Origin of the sequence: Yersinia sp. 22-579 (assembly GCF_030433455.1) — a bacterium.
Taxonomy (GTDB): domain Bacteria; phylum Pseudomonadota; class Gammaproteobacteria; order Enterobacterales; family Enterobacteriaceae; genus Yersinia; species Yersinia enterocolitica.
Genome location: NZ_JAUJTZ010000001.1, coordinates 179,049 through 195,390, shown reverse-complemented (window position 1 = coordinate 195,390; position 16,342 = coordinate 179,049). Strand labels below are relative to the sequence as shown.

Genomic DNA, 16,342 nt, shown 5'->3' with positions numbered 1-16,342 from the left:
AAAGCGTGAAGAATCGCACTCTGGGCAGTATATTTATCGTTGCTGGCACCACTATTGGTGCTGGTATGCTGGCAATGCCACTGGCGGCGGCGGGAGTCGGTTTCGGCGTCACCCTCGCACTATTAGTTTTTCTTTGGGTATTAATGTGTTACACCGCATTATTGTTGGTAGAAGTCTATCAACATGAAGCGGCAGATACCGGGCTTGGTACTTTAGCTAAACGCTATCTCGGCAATCGGGGGCAATGGCTCACCGGTTTTAGCATGATGTTTTTGATGTATGCGCTGACTGCCGCCTATATCAGCGGTGCCGGTGAGTTACTGGCAACCAGCATCAGCCAATGGACTCAACAATCATTTCCAACCTACCTCGGCGTATTGTTGTTTACACTCGTGGCCGGCGGTGTGGTCTGTATCGGTACTCATTCTGTTGATTTATTTAACCGCATCTTATTCAGCGCCAAAATTATCTTCCTGATAGTCATGCTGTCGCTGATGATGCCGCATATCGAAAAAACCAATTTATTGACGTTACCGCTGGAGCAAGGGTTAGCGCTTTCTGCTATTCCGGTGATTTTCACCTCATTTGGTTTTCATGGCAGCGTACCCAGTATTGTCAATTATATGGGTGGCAATATTCGCAAACTGCGCTGGGTGTTTATTATCGGTAGCGCCATCCCATTAATTGCGTATATTTTCTGGCAGTTAGCGACATTAGGCGCTATTTCCTCCCATACTTTTGTCGGAATATTGGCACAGCAAGCCGGTTTGAATGGTCTATTGCAAGCCGTACGCGATGTGGTGGCCTCCCCTCATGTTGAGCTGGCCGTTCACCTGTTTGCCGACCTGGCGCTGGCAACCTCATTCCTCGGGGTCGCCTTGGGTCTGTTTGATTATCTGGCCGATTTATTTAAACGCCGCAATTCAGTACGGGGCCGCCTACAAACCGGTGCGATTACCTTCGTACCACCGCTGCTGTTTGCACTGTTTTACCCACGTGGTTTTATTATGGCGCTGGGCTTTGCAGCGGTCGCATTATCAGTATTAGCATTAATCCTACCTGCGATGCTGGCGTGGAAAGCACGTAAAATCCATCAGGGAAATTATCGCGTTTGGGGTGGGAAACCGGCGTTGGCCGCAGTATTTGCTTGTGGCGTTCTGGTGATTGGCATTCAAGTAGGGATAGTGACCGGCGCATTACCCGCAGTCGGGTAATCAGCCCATAAATACAAAAAGGCGCATATCCTGTCAGGAGTGCGCCCTGCTTTAATCAACACCACCAATATATTAGCCAAAGTCATTGGCGTTACAGCTAGGCAGCAAATGAACAAATCCCGATGAGCTGACTCATGTCAGTGATTCGGGTGAGTGAATGCAGCTAACAACGCTGTAGCGTCAAGGACGAAGGATAATCAGAAGTTCAGGCCAGCGCCGATATATACACCATCCGCTACGCGATTATCCCGACGCCCGTCTTTACCTTCCATATTGATATAGCGATAGCCGACATCAACAGTTAATGGGCGGAATACATTCCAGCGCAGGCCGCCATTGGCTTCACTGTAGGACTTCATCCCGCTGGTCAGTTCTTCAGGGGCGAAATAGCCTTCACCGTACAGAGTAAATGATTTGTTGATTGGGTAAGTTAACCCGCCGCCAATCGCTACTGCACCACCACTGCTGCCATCTTCCGGTGACATATAAATGCCTTTACCGCCGACAGTTGCCATCAATGGGCCAAGTGGTAAGTTAAAACCCAGGCCTAATCCATAGACATCACCATCGTGATCGCTACGCGCCCAGTTGCCGCTAATAGCCAATCCACCAGTGTTAGTGCCCATGCCAAAACCCAGGTTGGTATAATCACTACCCACTTCACCATTAAGACTTATCGCACTGGCTGAACCTGCCACAAGCAGCAGACCGGCTGCGCACGCGGCTAAAGATTTATTCATATTCTTCTCTCATTATCCATTATGTCACCTGTGAGCCAATTCTCACTGACAGGTTTTTCCACCCCGAGTTTAACCGAAAAAAACCACATAAACACATGTAAAAACCGATTAAATACAACACTATTTCAAATGATTGCAAATGACCATGTAATTGACATGTCTTATGTCAGCAATGGTAACGATAAGGTGTGCCTATTTGCTGAATCGCACCAATAAGGCTACAACTAGTGTGGAGATCAAAGAATAAACCGCTGATGTTGTTTAAGTTATTATTTTGCCAATCGGACTTTTGGCGAAATCTCATGCTGTAAAACACCCGACGTGCAATCAATTCAACAGCCACACTGGAGAAAATGATGAGTAAAAAGAAAGGATTAACCACCGCAGCAGGTGCTCCCGTCGTTGATAATAATAATGTTGTGACGGCTGGTCGACGCGGCCCGATGTTGTTACAAGATGTTTGGTTCCTGGAAAAACTGGCCCATTTCGATCGTGAAGTTATCCCGGAACGCCGCATGCATGCTAAAGGCTCAGGTGCTTACGGTACCTTCACCGTCACCCACGACATTACCCAATATACTCGCGCAAAAATTTTCTCTGAGATTGGTAAACAAACTGAAATGTTTGTGCGCTTCTCAACGGTGGCAGGTGAACGTGGTGCTGCCGATGCCGAACGTGATATCCGTGGTTTTGCCATGAAATATTACACTGAGGAAGGTAACTGGGATTTAGTCGGTAACGATACGCCGGTATTCTATTTACGTGACCCACTGAAATTCCCGGATCTGAACCACGTAGTTAAACGTGACCCACGCACCAACCTGCGCAACCCAACTTATAAATGGGATTTCTTCTCGCAGCTGCCAGAATCGCTACATCAGCTCACCATTGATTTCAGTGACCGTGGCCTACCAAAATCATATCGCCATATGCACGGATTCGGCAGCCATACCTTCAGCTTTATCAATGCCGCCAATGAGCGTTTTTGGGTTAAATTCCATTTCCGCTGCCAGCAAGGCATTGAGAACCTTATGGATGATGAAGCTGAAAAACTGGTTGGTCAGGATCGTGAAAGTTCTCAACGTGATCTGTATGAAGCCATTGAACGCGGCGACTTCCCGCGCTGGAAACTACAAATTCAGGTGATGCCAGAACATGAAGCATCACAAACCCCATATAACCCATTTGACCTGACCAAAGTGTGGCCGCACGGCGACTACCCATTGATTGATGTGGGTTTCTTCGAGCTAAACCGCAATCCAGAAAACTACTTTGCTGAAGTAGAACAGGCCTCATTTAACCCTGCCAATGTAGTGCCAGGGGTGAGTTTCTCTCCTGACCGTATGCTGCAAGGCCGCCTCTTCTCTTACGGTGACGCAGCACGTTATCGTTTGGGTGTGAACCATCATCAGATCCCAGTGAATAGTGCTAAATGCCCATTCCATAATTATCATCGCGACGGCGCAATGCGTGTTGATGGTAATAGCGGCAATGGTGCGACTTATGAGCCAAACAGCTTTGGTCTGTTCCAGGAACAACCTGATTTCAGCGAACCACCATTAACCCTGGAAGGCGCGGCAGATCACTGGAATCACCGGGAAGATGATGATTACTACTCCCAACCACGGGCATTATTTAACTTGCTCAGTGCGGAAGAACATCAGCGGATGTTTACTCGTATTGCCGGTGAGTTATCACAAGTTCCGGAAGAAATTCAGCGCCGTCAGGTAGCTCTGTTTGAGAAAGTGCATCCAGATTATGGCGCTGGGGTGAAGAAGGCGCTGGGGTTAAAGTAGCATTGTTGTGATCGACTAGGTGATCGGGATCGGTTGATGGTTGTCAGGTGATCAGTTTCGGTTGTTAGAGCACCGGATCTGATTTCGGTTGATAGTCGATTAGGTGATCGGTTCGGTTGATATGGGGTCGGTATTCACTTAACTACAGGTGCCTCAACCGCCAAAGGGGTTACAAACGCGTAACCCCCTTGGAACCCCTGCGCTTACGCACGTATCGCTTGCCCACTTCGTGGGTTCCCTCCCTCATCATTTCGCTGACGGACCGCCGTGATTCGCCTCCTGCTCAAGCACGGCTCGCTCGGCATCCATGCCTCGCGTCCTACCTTCACTCTTCACTCGGCAGCTCAAATGTGCTTTTAACTTCAAGGCCAAAACCATGGTTTTTCTCCTTTGACGTTGAGCGCAATCAGGAATATTGCCGACAAGGAGGGAGGGTAGAGTGAGCGGGCATGGACGCCCGCGAAAAGCGCGCTTGAGCATGGATGCGAATCGCGCTGGCTCGTCAGCCCGAAAGACGTAGGAGGTTCACCCGTAGGGCAATATTTCGCGCAAGCGCGGGATTCCACAAGGGGGCCGCTGCCCCCTTTGGCGGTTGGTACATCGGAGGTTAAGTTAACTCAGTTGCTCTAACAACCGAACCCGATCACTAACTCAACTCAACTTAACTCAACTTAACTTAACTACAAAATCCGCCACCCCGCGCCGCGATACCTTAATCCCCCCCGTTTTAAGCTCTGCCGGTAAACGATAGAAAGCCACCGGGCGCTGGAATGCCGCCAATTGTGGCGCTAACCAATTCGCTAATACGGCGTCATTCACCGAATCATCAGCATCAATTACAGCTACAGGCCGGTGACCGAATTCAGTGTCGGCGACAGGAATAACAAAAGCTTGCTGCACTCCCGGATATTGCAGTAAAACTCGTTCAATATCCTCAGGTTGAATACCCTCACCGCCGCTGAAAAATAGATTATCCAGCCGCCCCAGAATACGTAATTCGTCTTGCTGCCATTCACCACGATCACGGGTATGGAACCAACCATCACTGTCAGTCAGGGGCTGTAACTGCCCCTGCTGCCAATAACCAGCGGCCAGACACGCGGCTTTCACCCAGACTTCGCCCTCGACTAATTTCACCTGTCGTCCTTCCAGTGCGACACCCACACCAGGCAAACCATCAGCGCGTTTAGCACACACAGTTGAAGCTGACTCCGTCAGGCCGTAGCCACACCAGCAGCGAATTCCGCGCGCTTCGGCTTGCTCAGTCAACGCAGTAGGGATAGTCGCGCCCCCGAGTAACACCTCTTTCAAGCTAAGTGGCTGCTCTGAACTTTCAAGCAAGCGCCAAAGCTGGGTTGGCACCAACGAGGCATGGCTGCAACCTGCCAGCGCATCAGATAAGGATACCCCGGCTTGCACAGCAAGGGCCGCTCCGGCACTTAACCAGCGCCAGACAATGCCCTGCCCGGAGACATGAAATAGCGGCAATGATAGCAACCAGCAATCATTAGCGGTGAAATCCATTAATCGCAATACGCCATCGGCACTGGCCAGATGCGCCGCCAATGTGTGCACTGCCGCTTTGGGTAACCCTGAAGAACCGGAGGTCAGTGTCATGGTTGCCAGCCGTTGGCTATCCCATGTCAGGGTATTATCCGTCGAATGTAGTGTAGTGAGATGCAATGGAGTAAAACTTAGCTGTGCAGGCAATGGTTCGGCCAGATTCAGCATAAAATCAATATCGAGCTGCGGCAAAAGTTGCGTCAACAGTGATTCGGGTAATTGAGGGTTAAGCGGTAAAACACGCGCGGCGCACTGCAATGCAGCCAGATACGCCAGCAACAATGAATAACTGTTTTTACCGCGCAGCACCACGCTACAACCGGGGGTGACACCTTGCTGCTGAAAGCCAGCAGCCAGATTATCAATATCGGTGGCTAACTGTTGCCAACTGATCCGTTGCGCCCCCAAGCGAATTGCCGTCGCCCGAGGTTGCAGATTGGCCCAATGTTGCCATGGAAATAAGTGTTGCCATGGAAATAAATCCTTCCAAGGCCAATCCTTTAGCTGTGCCATAGCACATCCAGTTGGTCGACAGTCACCACCGGCAGCGTGCTATCCGGCCACTGACGGACACATTGCGCCTGCATCAGACTCAATGTATCCAGCCCCGGCACGGTTGCAGGGGTTAGCCAATCCGCCAGGCGAGCCAACTGAGTCAGACCCAAACTCGACTCAATACTGGAGCTGATCACCGCCTCTAATCCTGCTTGATGCGCTTGCTGCACCAATTGCTGACAACGCGCGATACTGCCCACCAGCGTCGGTTTGATGACAATGGCTGCGACACCCGGTTCAGCTTCCACCTGGAAATCCACCTCGCGCACACTTTCATCCCAGGCAATAGCAATGCCGGTGTCACGGGCAAACTCACGGGATTCAGCGCGGGTTTTACACGGTTCTTCCAGAAACGCGATGCGTGAGCGCAATTCAGGATTAACATATTTGGCAAAACCATCTGCTTTAGCCCGCGTCCAACTGCGGTTGGCATCCAGCCGCAGTTTCAAATCAGGTAAAGCCTCCAGCAGCACATTGACAATCATGCCATCGCGCACCGCTTCATATAACCCAACTTTCACCTTGGCAACTTTCTCGCCTGGCAATGCTTGTAACACGGCGAACAGCTCATCAGGGTCACCGGTACACAGTGGGGCTTTGCGGTAATCCGCCGATAGTGGCAATAATTCCTCAAGCTCCGCCAGCGCGCAGCTGAGGCCAAAAGCCACCGAGGGCAAGGGGCCGAGATTAAGCTCCTCGCCATTCACCCAGCACTGTAACTCAGCGATTACAGCAGCTTGTGCCTCAGGCAACGTTTCCTGGCTGAACTCTGGCAAGGGGGCAATTTCGCCCCAGCCGGTCTGCTCGCCTTGTTGCAATTTCACCAACAATCCATCGCGACTTTTTAGCCGCTGATGCCGCAGTATCACCCCCGCTTCCATCGGGATGCTATAGCGGTAAAGTGTGGCCGCGCGCATTACGGATTACGCTTGAATTTGCTGAAGTCAGGCTGGCGTTTCTCATTGAATGCGTTACGCCCTTCCTGACCTTCATCTGTCATATAAAACAACATGGTGGCGTTACCGGCCAGCTCTTGCAAGCCCGCCTGCCCATCGCAGTCGGCATTTAATGCGGCCTTCAAGCAGCGCAGTGCCATCGGGCTGTTTTGCAGCATTTCACGACACCAGCGCACTGTCTCTTTTTCCAGATCAGCCAGCGGTACTACCGTATTCACCAGCCCCATATCCAATGCTTGTTTGGCATCATACTGACGGCATAAGAACCAGATTTCGCGCGCTTTTTTCTGGCCGACAATGCGAGCCATATATGCCGCACCCCAACCACCATCAAATGAACCCACTTTTGGCCCAGTCTGGCCGAAAATAGCATTATCAGCAGCAACAGTGAGGTCACACATCATATGTAATACATGACCGCCGCCAATAGAATAACCGGCAACCATTGCTACAACTGGTTTCGGGCAAGTACGAATTTGACGTTGGAAATCCAGCACATTCAGATGATGGGTACCGCTCGCATCCTGATAACCGCCGTAGTCACCGCGGACTTTCTGATCACCGCCGGAGCAGAAGGCTTTTTCACCTTCACCGGTCAAAATGATGACACCAATATTGTCATCATAGCGGGCATCAGCCAGCGCCTGAATCATCTCTTTAACTGTTAACGGGCGGAATGCGTTACGCACATGAGGGCGGTTGATGGTTATCTTGGCGATCCCATCACTGGATTTGTGATAGCGAATATCTTCAAACCCAGCGGAGCAATCTTGCCATTCAATGGCGGCGTACAGTTGTTCTTCGCTCGGATAAAGCATAGTAAGCATTCCTTTAACGGGATGGTGGTAAAAATGAAGACTGCGATAAAAATGAAAGCACCAGCGCAGCAAAAGCCCCTGGGTTCGCCCGATGGGCATTGTGCCCTGCGCGGGCCAGTGTCCGTAATGGCAACTTATATTGATGAGCCAATTGCTGGAATTTGTGGTCACGCTCACCACACAGATAGGTGTACGGGACACTCAGGCGTTGCAGAGCCGGTAATAGCCAGGGCTGATGCCCAAGTGAGGTGGCTTCGAGCATATCCGCCACCGCCGGGCCATGATTATTGGCTCGCAGCGCGACCAATTGCTCACGCTGCCGCGAATCCAAATCAGCAAATACCTCCTGCTGATACCAGTCAGCCAACACCTGTGGCAAAGGTTCGTGACGAAAGCGCTGTGCCCATTGGCAATCTTGCTCAAAGCGCGCTTTTCGCAGCTCATCGCTTTCCAGCCCGAGATTGCCCCCTTCGACCAGCAGCCCTTGCAAACCAACCTGATGACCATAGCAGGCGTGATACATCGCAATTCTGCCGCCTAAAGAATAGCCCGCCAGCCAATATTCGCGAATACCATTAGCCTGTAATGTTTCGGTTATCTGGCGGCTGATATCTTCAAAGCCAGTGGTCGTCAGAGCGACAGAGTTACCGTGTCCCGGCAAGTCGATGAGTAGTGAGGGGGTGTCACCGCATAATTCCGCCACCGGTAGCCAGTCCTGACCGCTGCCCAATAAACCATGCAGCCAGACCAGCCACGGCCCAGTATGTTGCCGTGCCGGAGATTGGGGATGTGGGTTGAGCTTACGGCATGCCAGCGTCATAATTGGGCCACCTGTTGTACCAATTGTTGCAGTGTTTCTGCCCCCTGACTCGACGGCACCTCTATTTCAATCAGTGTAACTCCACCGCGCAGCCAGCATTGATCGACTTGCTGTTTGAGCATCAACCAGCTTTCTGGCCGGGAATAATCTAAACCGAACATCGCAGCAGCATGTTCAAAACTCACATTCTGCGGCATGCAATAAAAACGCTGACGGTCAGCTTCAGGTGTCGGCAGCAGAGAGAAAATCTGCCCGCCATTATTGTTCACCACCAGTAGTACGGTAGGCGCGGAACATTGGCGCAATAGCGCCAGAGCATTAAGGTCATAAAGAGCCGATAAATCCCCAACTATCGCCAGCGTTGGCTTAGCGGTGGCGCGCTGGACACCGGCGGCGGTCGATAACAAACCATCAATCCCGCTGGCCCCGCGATTACTGTAAATCGGATACCCCGCAGGCAACTGCCCCAGCGCATCAATCAAACGGACAATCAAACTATTGCCGACAAAAAGCTGGCCGTTTTCCGGTAACAACTCGGCCAGGCGATGGGCCACTGCCGCCTCACTGAATTGTTCGTTCAACGCTTGTACAACATGCGCATGAGCGTTTTCCGACCATATAATCAGCTCGGAAGCCCAGGGTGTGCGGCGTAGCGCCGGATGTTGTTCTAACCACTCATTCACCGGAGAGATAATCCGGCGACCACGGTGATTCGCCGGATCAAGACGGCCCGCGATGTTATCCACCAGCCAGTATTCTTGCGGCTGGCATTGTGCCTGCCACTGCAACAGGCGTTTGCCCGTTAAGCTACTGCCAAATTGTAAGACTATCTGCGCCTGAGCGAGCACACGTTGTGCGCCTGGGTGTGCGAGCCACAGGTCGGCACAAGGTAGCGGTTGGCCGGTTTGCGACAGCACATCGCCAATCAGAGGCCAGCCGAGTAATTCGGCCCATTGCGCCAGCTGTTCGCCCTCTTCAGCGGTCATGCGCCCGGCAATCACCACGCCACGCTTTTGCCGCCAGAAAAACCAGTCGGCTTGCTCTGTTTGCGGCAAAGAACGGGATTGGCGCAGCCAGGGATGGCAATCTTGCCACCAGTCACCCAAGGCGGCAGACCAGTCGGCATAGCATTGTTCATCACCACCATAGAGCGGTTCAGCAAATGGGCAGTTAACATGCAAACCGCCGTGGTGCAATTGCGCCATCGCACTGTCGATAGTTGAAACCAGCCAACTGGCAGGAATATCCGGTGTGGGGCGAGGCAGATTAAGGCTGACGGTCGGATGGCTGGCGAACATGCCTTGCTGGCGAATCGCCTGATTGGCACCGCAATCAATTAATTCTGGTGGGCGATCGGCGGTCAATAAGATTAAGCGCTCACCGGTAAGCCCAGCTTCAATTAAGGCCGGATAAAGATTAGCCGCCGCAGTGCCGGAAGTGACAATCACCGCCACCGGTTCAGTTGAAGCTTTCGCCAAACCCAATGCCAGATGCCCCAAGCCGCGCTCATCAAAATGAGTATGGCAAACCAGCGACGGATTAGCCGCCGCCGCCAAGGTGAGCGGCGTCGAACGGGAACCCGGAGCAATACAGATATGCTGCACACCGTGGCGACTCAACGCCTCCAGTAGTAATGCCGCCCAACGACGGTTAAAAACGCTTGTCGACATGGTTCGCCCAAAAGTCAGTTAACAGACACTGCGACCCCGATAATCAACGTGAGGAACTAAACTATCCGCTGAAAAAGCCCTGAGTGACTGATTAATGGTTAAATTTTTACCGTTCTATATAAATAACAAAGACAACAAAACTCGCTTGCATTGGCCCTGTTTGACAGTTTACACCTGCTACCTGAGGGCGACAATCCGCCCACATGATTTGTACGGTTAACAACTCAGCGAGTGCGGCTAATTACTGCATTTTATGATTATTATCAGACTTAATATTTACTAGCAAAGTACGTAACCCTGCCGATTTATTGTTAATTTCCTGCCATTCTTGCTCTGCATCAGAACCGGCGACAATACCAGCACCGGCATACAGATGAATCTGTTTATCCTCCACCCATGCCGAACGCAATGTCACACTAAATTCAGTTTGCTTGAGAGAAAGATAACCGGCAGAACCGGCATACCAACCACGAGAAAAAGGCTCGTTTTCTGTAATAAACTGCCGGGCAATATTGCGCGGTAACCCCGCCACCGCAGCCGTTGGTTGTAGCCGGTGTAAGCAGTCAGCATCATTAGCATGATTAAGTTGCGCATGGATACAGCGGCGTAAATGCTGCACTTTACGCAGGCGGATAACTTCTGGTGGCATGACATCCACTGCGACCACTCCGCCTTGTAAACGCTGGCAAATATCATCAACCACCAGCAAATTCTCGCGTTGATTCTTTTCATCATGCATCAACCAATCAGCCAACTCAGTGGCATGAACAATATCTTCATCATTTGACGCGGTTCCTGCCAGCGCTTCTGTTTCCAGGTGGTGAAGCTGGCGCAAATACAGGCGCTCAGGGCTGGAACCCAAAAATGCCCGCAAGCCATCAAAGCGCAGCATAAAGTGAAAACAATGATGATTCACCTGACGGCTGGCGGCCATAAAAGCCCCGCACGAGAGAGGCTTATCCAGCATCAAGCGAGTCGCCCGAGCCAGAACCACCTTCTCCATTTTTTGTTGCTCAATATTGCCCAATGCTTGTTCAATCAGGCGGCTCCACTGCGGATATTCCGGCATATGGCTGGCAGCTTCAACCACCACGTCCAATGCAGCCAAAGGTTTGGCGGCAACCAGTTGATCAATAAAAGCAATGGCGAGCAAAGCATCTTGCGCAAGGGAGTCGTCACTGACCAAATTTAGGGTCAAATAGGTATTTTTACCGCGCCGTAAAATTTCGATACGCGGTAAAAACAAGAAACTGGTCTGGGTTTGTTGAGGCGAATCAGGAGAGGGTTCGACAATACTGACCGGCTCAAAAGCATTCAGCCCCCAAACACGTAACCCCACAACAGCTCTGTGCTGTTGGATAAATTGATCAGCCGATTGTACGTCGTTGAATTGCCGAGTTTGACCACAGACTGCGGCCTCTTCATGACCTTCACGATGACACCAATAAAATTGAGGAAAATGATATTGAGCGGCAAGCCATTCAAGCAATTGATTTCCCACTTGTCCCGGCGCGGGCAAGATAATTTGCCGAATACCGGCCTGGTCAGGGAAATTGGCACGTAACTTTTGCCGTAATTCGCCCAACAAACCAGAAAGTTGCTTCACGACCACCTCGGCAAATCAACAGAAAGAGTGGGATTATACGGGGCATGAATAATAAGAAAAGTCAGATTGAAAAGTTATTGTTACTTATCACACTAATATTTGATATTGATGTTTTTATATACTCAACAAGGGGTATTTAGCGGCACGAATTCAACTCAGTTCGTTAAAACTCAGTTCGTTAAAAGGGGCCGCAGCCCCTCTTGAGATCGGGTATCTCAACGGCGGGCAAGCAACAATCCAATAACCAATCCAACAGTTGCGCCAATTCCTACACTGCACCAGGGTTTGTCGCGCACATAATCATCGGTGCAACACGCCAGCGCTTTTGCCCGTTTGATATAGCACTCACTGCGGCCACTCAAACGGTACTGTACCTCCTTTAACGCTTTTTCCGCTCGCGCTTTGATTTCTTTATAACTTTCATCCGCCGCATCACCAGAAGCACGCAGCACCTCTTCCAGAGTGTCGGTTAGCATTGTCAAATCATCATCCAGCGAAGTTTGCTGTTCTTTATCTCGGTTCATGTGAATTCTCCATGAGTGAAAAAAGTGCATCTTTTAAGCTTAGTCGAAAAGCGCTGTGCAGTATTGATTCTGGGCGGATGGGGGAACTTTCAGGATTAATCTGGATGAGGATTTTGATAGCGTGATGAGGCTATGGCATCGCCTTGTGTATGGGTTTCCGGCTCTTCCACACCACGTAATCTGATTTCTGCCCGGCAGAAACCGCGGCAAAGGGGTGAGCGCCCTTTGCCGCTGAACTCTCATTAAAACCGAATACAGCACGCCCCTTGCTCTGCGCCTGTCAATTGTTCGCGCAATGCGCCAAATAATTCACGACCACATCCCACATGGAAAGCCGAGATATCAGGTAATGCTGGATGGCGAGTGGCCAGTTCGGCTTCATCCACCAACAGCGAAAGTTCACCGCTGACGCCATCAACCCGCACCCGATCGCCATTGCGAATTTTCGCCAATAAGCCCCCACAATAAGCTTCTGGTGTCACATGAATGGCCGACGGCACTTTGCCGGATGCACCAGACAAACGACCATCAGTGACTAACGCCACCTTAAAACCGCGATCCAGTAATACCCCCAGTGGCGGCATCAATTTATGCAATTCCGGCATACCAATGGCACGCGGCCCCTGATAGCGCACCACTACCACGCAATTTCTGTCCAGCGCACCGGATTCAAAAGCTGGCCCGACATCATGTTGGCTGTCAAACACCACGGCTGGCCCTTCAATAATCTGATGATCATGCGGTACGGCTGAGGTTTTCATCACCGCTCGGCCCAGATTGCCACTCAATACTTTAGTGCCGCCATGAGGTGAGAAAGGTTTGCTCAGACTGGCAATGACGCTGTCATCCAATGAACGCTCTGGCCCACTGCGCCACTGCAACTGACCTGCGGCCAGATAAGGCTCTTGCGTGTAACGTTGTAGGCCGAACCCGGCCACCGTATGAACATCCTCGTGCAACAAACCGCCTTGCAATAACTCTTGTATCAACAAAGCCACGCCGCCTGCGGCCTGGAAATAGTTAATATCCGCCGGGCCGTTAGGGTAAATGCGGCACAACTGCGGAATCACTTCCGACAGTTCAGAAAAATCATCCCAATCAATGATTATGCCTGCCGAGCGCGCCATCGCCACCAAATGCATGGTGTGATTGGTCGAACCGCCGGTAGCCAGAAGCGCCACAATGCCATTCACCACCACTTTCTCATCCACCAATTGGCCGACCGGCAAATAATTGCCACTGGTTTGCGTCAAGCGCGTGACTTGCCGTGCCGCCGCGGCTGTCAGTGCATCGCGCAGTGGGGTATTGGGCTGAATAAAAGAAGAACCGGGCAAATGCAGCCCCATCACTTCCATGACCATCTGATTCGAGTTGGCGGTGCCATAAAATGTACAGGTACCGGCGCTGTGATAAGAGGCTGACTCGGCTTCCAATAGTGCATGCCGGTCAACTTTACCCTCGGCATACAATTGGCGCACTCGCACTTTTTCTTTATTGGACAGGCCGCTGGCCATTGGCCCTGCTGGCACAAAAACTGCTGGTAGATGACCAAATGACAACGCCGCCATCAGCAACCCCGGCACAATTTTGTCGCATACACCGAGATACAATGCGCCATCAAACATATTGTGCGATAAGCCGATAGCCGCCGACATAGCAATCACATCGCGGCTCATCAGCGATAATTCCATGCCATCCTGCCCTTGCGTCACACCATCACACATCGCAGGAACGCCCCCCGCCACTTGCCCGACCGCCCCCACTTGATGTAGCGCATCTTTAAGTTGTTGCGGATAATGCTCGTAAGGCTGATGAGCTGACAGCATGTCGTTGTAGGAGGTAATAATGGCGATATCGCTACGCACCATATTCTTCAGAGAGACTTTATCCTCGGGCTGGCAAGCGGCAAAACCATGAGCCAGATTGCCGCAGGCCAATTGTGAACGGTGAACGGTATTTTCTTTTGCCGCACTGATGCGTTGCAGATAGGCGGTTCGGTTCGGCGCAGAACGCGCAATAATACGCTGCGTCACACGGGTAAGAGTCGGGTTCATCGCCATTCCTTATTCAGTCAGCGGAGCCAAAAGTTCAATACTGCCCGCAGGAAGACCAATAAAATCCGCCAGTACCTGCAACAGCAAATTGTGATCATCCAAATGTGGCGCGCCGGAGACATTTACGCTGCCAATAATACCTGCTTGCTTAACCTGTAACGGGAAGCCTCCGCCTAGCGCGGCATAGTCACGTAAGCTGACACCATAGCGTTCCTCAAGGGAGGTTTGGCGCTGTTGCAGCATCAACCCTGCGGCATAGGAGCTGGTGCCCAGTAACTCCACCACATTACGTTTGCGCCGCAACCAGTCAGCGTTTTCTGCGCTGGTACCCGGCATGGCGTAACTCAATAAAGTTTGCCCGTTTACCCGGATATTGATAGCCAGCGCCAGCCCCTGCCGCTCTGCCTGTTGCTTTATTTTTTCACCCAACTGCCAGGCGATTTCATGATTGAAATGGGTCAATTGCAGTCGTTGCTGATGCTGCTGGCAGAGGGTAAGTTGCTGTTGTAAATTCATGAGATTCTCCGGTGATGAATGGCGGCGGTCATGCCCGTTGCAATAAAGACCGCCTACCTGGCTTAAGCGCGTTTTATTTTGGCTAAGCCTTTGTCAGCAATGCCCTTTCCCTTCGCTGCGACTTCAACATCACACTCTTTTGGCAAGGTTAAGGTAATCAGCCCGGCAATAATTAATGAGCCAGCTAACATGCAAACTGCTGCACTTTGGCCGTAGAAGAAAATCATGACACCGACCAGATACGGGCCACAGAATCCGCCCAAATTGCCTAACCCATTAATCACACCGCGAGCGCCACCGGCCACTTCTGGCACAGCAATACGGCCTGGAATAGACCAGAATGGGCTGGTTGCGGCTTTGAGGAAGAATCCGCACACCACCAGAGCCAGATAAGAGACCAATACGTTGTGGCGGAAAATAACGGATGTCACCAGACCAGCGGCAAAGCAGAACAGAGAAATCATTATCAGCAAACGGCGTTTACCGGTTTTATCTGATAGTGAAGAAATGACATAAATACCGGCGGTGGTGGCAATAAACGGCAGAATAGCCAGAATACCAACCGAAGCCATATTACCGCCGGTCAGATTTTTCAGAATAGTCGGCAACCACAAGGTGTAGCCATAATCCCCGGTCTGATAAAAGAAGTTCAGAGCAACCAGTTTCATCAAACCTTTATTCAGAAATACCGCTTTTAATGGCGCATTAGTGACTGGCGCATCCAGCATCCGCTCTGCCCGCTCACGTGCCAGCTCGGTGACCAGATAATCGCGCTCTTTTTTCGACAGCCATTTGGCTTCTTCCGGTCGGTCACTGATAACAAACCACCACATAATCAACACGACGGCTGACAATGAACCTTCGAGGAAGAATAGCCAGCGCCAGTCTAACGCATTGATAATAAAACCAGATAAAGGCGCAGTGAACATGCCACCGATAGGGGCAAACATCATCACGAAAGCATTGGCGCGGCCAATTTCGCGTTCCGGGAACCAGTTACTGACCATAGTCAGCACCACAGGCAACATGCCGCCCTCAGAAACACCCAGCACAAAGCGCAGGAATAATAATTGATAATGGTTAGTCACAAAGCCAGTCAGAATCGACACCACAGCCCAGACGGCAAGGGAATAAGCAATGAATTTTCTGCCGCTGCCATGAACAGCAATACGGCCACCCGGTACTTGTAAAAATAAATAACCAATAAAGAAAATACCGCCCGCTAAACCGGCCATTTGGCTGGTAATAGCCAGATCACTTTCCATGCCACCTGGTAGTGCAAAACTAATATTTACCCGGTCCATAAAAGAAATAATACAAGCAATCATTATTGGCACAATAACGCGGAACCAACGGGCATTAGGGATCTTACTGTCCATATAAACACGCCTCTTTCTCTAGCTGAATAATTCCCACACCATTAAGAAAATAGCGTAGAGAATGCCGCCAACAAATTAGGGTAATTTGCCAGTTATTTAAAACTCACGATGTGGTCTTTTATTTTTATTAT

General features: G+C 51.0%; 13 protein-coding genes. 2 read left to right on the top strand and 11 right to left on the bottom strand.

The features are described 5' to 3' along the window. Positions 1-5 precede the first annotated feature (5 nt). Complete coding sequence (tyrP, locus tag QSV56_RS01035; protein WP_019082042.1) at positions 6-1,214, top strand: tyrosine transporter TyrP; 1,209 nt, start codon at positions 6-8, stop codon at positions 1,212-1,214. Between the two features lie 197 nt (positions 1,215-1,411). Here tyrP and QSV56_RS01030 read toward each other — a convergent pair whose 3' ends face one another. Further along, positions 1,412-1,954: a YfaZ family outer membrane protein gene (locus tag QSV56_RS01030; protein ID WP_019083529.1), complete on the bottom strand. Its 543-nt coding sequence runs from the start codon at positions 1,952-1,954 to the stop codon at positions 1,412-1,414. A gap of 356 nt (positions 1,955-2,310) precedes the next feature. Here QSV56_RS01030 and katA point away from each other — a divergent pair, with 356 nt between their 5' ends. Beyond that, positions 2,311-3,750, top strand: coding sequence for a catalase KatA (gene katA, locus QSV56_RS01025; protein WP_019083530.1), 1,440 nt, complete (start codon positions 2,311-2,313; stop codon positions 3,748-3,750). A gap of 666 nt (positions 3,751-4,416) precedes the next feature. Here the strand turns inward: katA and menE are convergent. The 10 genes from menE to QSV56_RS00975 form a co-directional block, all read right to left on the bottom strand. Then, the gene (menE, locus tag QSV56_RS01020) at positions 4,417-5,826 is read right to left on the bottom strand and encodes an o-succinylbenzoate--CoA ligase (RefSeq protein WP_301210276.1); all 1,410 of its coding nucleotides are present in this window, start codon (positions 5,824-5,826) and stop codon (positions 4,417-4,419) included. Then, entirely contained in the window at positions 5,814-6,785 is a 972-nt protein-coding gene (gene menC, locus QSV56_RS01015; protein ID WP_301210273.1) for an o-succinylbenzoate synthase, read from the bottom strand. Before menC ends, menE begins: the two co-directional genes overlap by 13 nt. Further along, a complete protein-coding gene (menB, locus tag QSV56_RS01010) occupies positions 6,785-7,642 on the bottom strand; it encodes a 1,4-dihydroxy-2-naphthoyl-CoA synthase (protein ID WP_019082037.1) in 858 nt (285 codons plus the stop codon). The genes menC and menB overlap by 1 nt, the downstream gene beginning before the upstream one ends. 13 nt (positions 7,643-7,655) lie before the next feature. Next, positions 7,656-8,465, bottom strand: a complete 810-nt coding sequence (gene menH, locus QSV56_RS01005; protein ID WP_102895940.1) for a 2-succinyl-6-hydroxy-2,4-cyclohexadiene-1-carboxylate synthase — start codon at positions 8,463-8,465, stop codon at positions 7,656-7,658. Next, a complete protein-coding gene (menD, locus tag QSV56_RS01000; protein WP_301210271.1) occupies positions 8,459-10,132 on the bottom strand; it encodes a 2-succinyl-5-enolpyruvyl-6-hydroxy-3-cyclohexene-1-carboxylic-acid synthase in 1,674 nt (557 codons plus the stop codon). Before menD ends, menH begins: the two co-directional genes overlap by 7 nt. Before the next feature lie 241 nt (positions 10,133-10,373). Further along, positions 10,374-11,738 carry an isochorismate synthase MenF gene (gene menF / locus QSV56_RS00995; protein WP_019083534.1) on the bottom strand — a complete coding sequence of 455 codons (1,365 nt, stop codon included), beginning with the start codon at positions 11,736-11,738 and terminating at the stop codon, positions 10,374-10,376. A 215-nt stretch (positions 11,739-11,953) separates the two neighbouring features. Continuing rightward, positions 11,954-12,262 (bottom strand): DUF883 domain-containing protein, encoded by a 309-nt coding sequence (locus QSV56_RS00990; RefSeq protein ID WP_019082034.1) that lies wholly within the window; start codon positions 12,260-12,262, stop codon positions 11,954-11,956. A gap of 242 nt (positions 12,263-12,504) precedes the next feature. After that, positions 12,505-14,316 carry a phosphogluconate dehydratase gene (edd, locus tag QSV56_RS00985; protein WP_050129919.1) on the bottom strand — a complete coding sequence of 604 codons (1,812 nt, stop codon included), beginning with the start codon at positions 14,314-14,316 and terminating at the stop codon, positions 12,505-12,507. Between the two features lie 9 nt (positions 14,317-14,325). Further along, entirely contained in the window at positions 14,326-14,832 is a 507-nt protein-coding gene (locus tag QSV56_RS00980; RefSeq protein WP_019083536.1) for a heme-degrading domain-containing protein, read from the bottom strand. A gap of 62 nt (positions 14,833-14,894) precedes the next feature. Beyond that, the gene (locus tag QSV56_RS00975) at positions 14,895-16,211 is read right to left on the bottom strand and encodes an MFS transporter (protein WP_046050582.1); all 1,317 of its coding nucleotides are present in this window, start codon (positions 16,209-16,211) and stop codon (positions 14,895-14,897) included. Between the last annotated feature and the right edge of the window lie 131 nt (positions 16,212-16,342).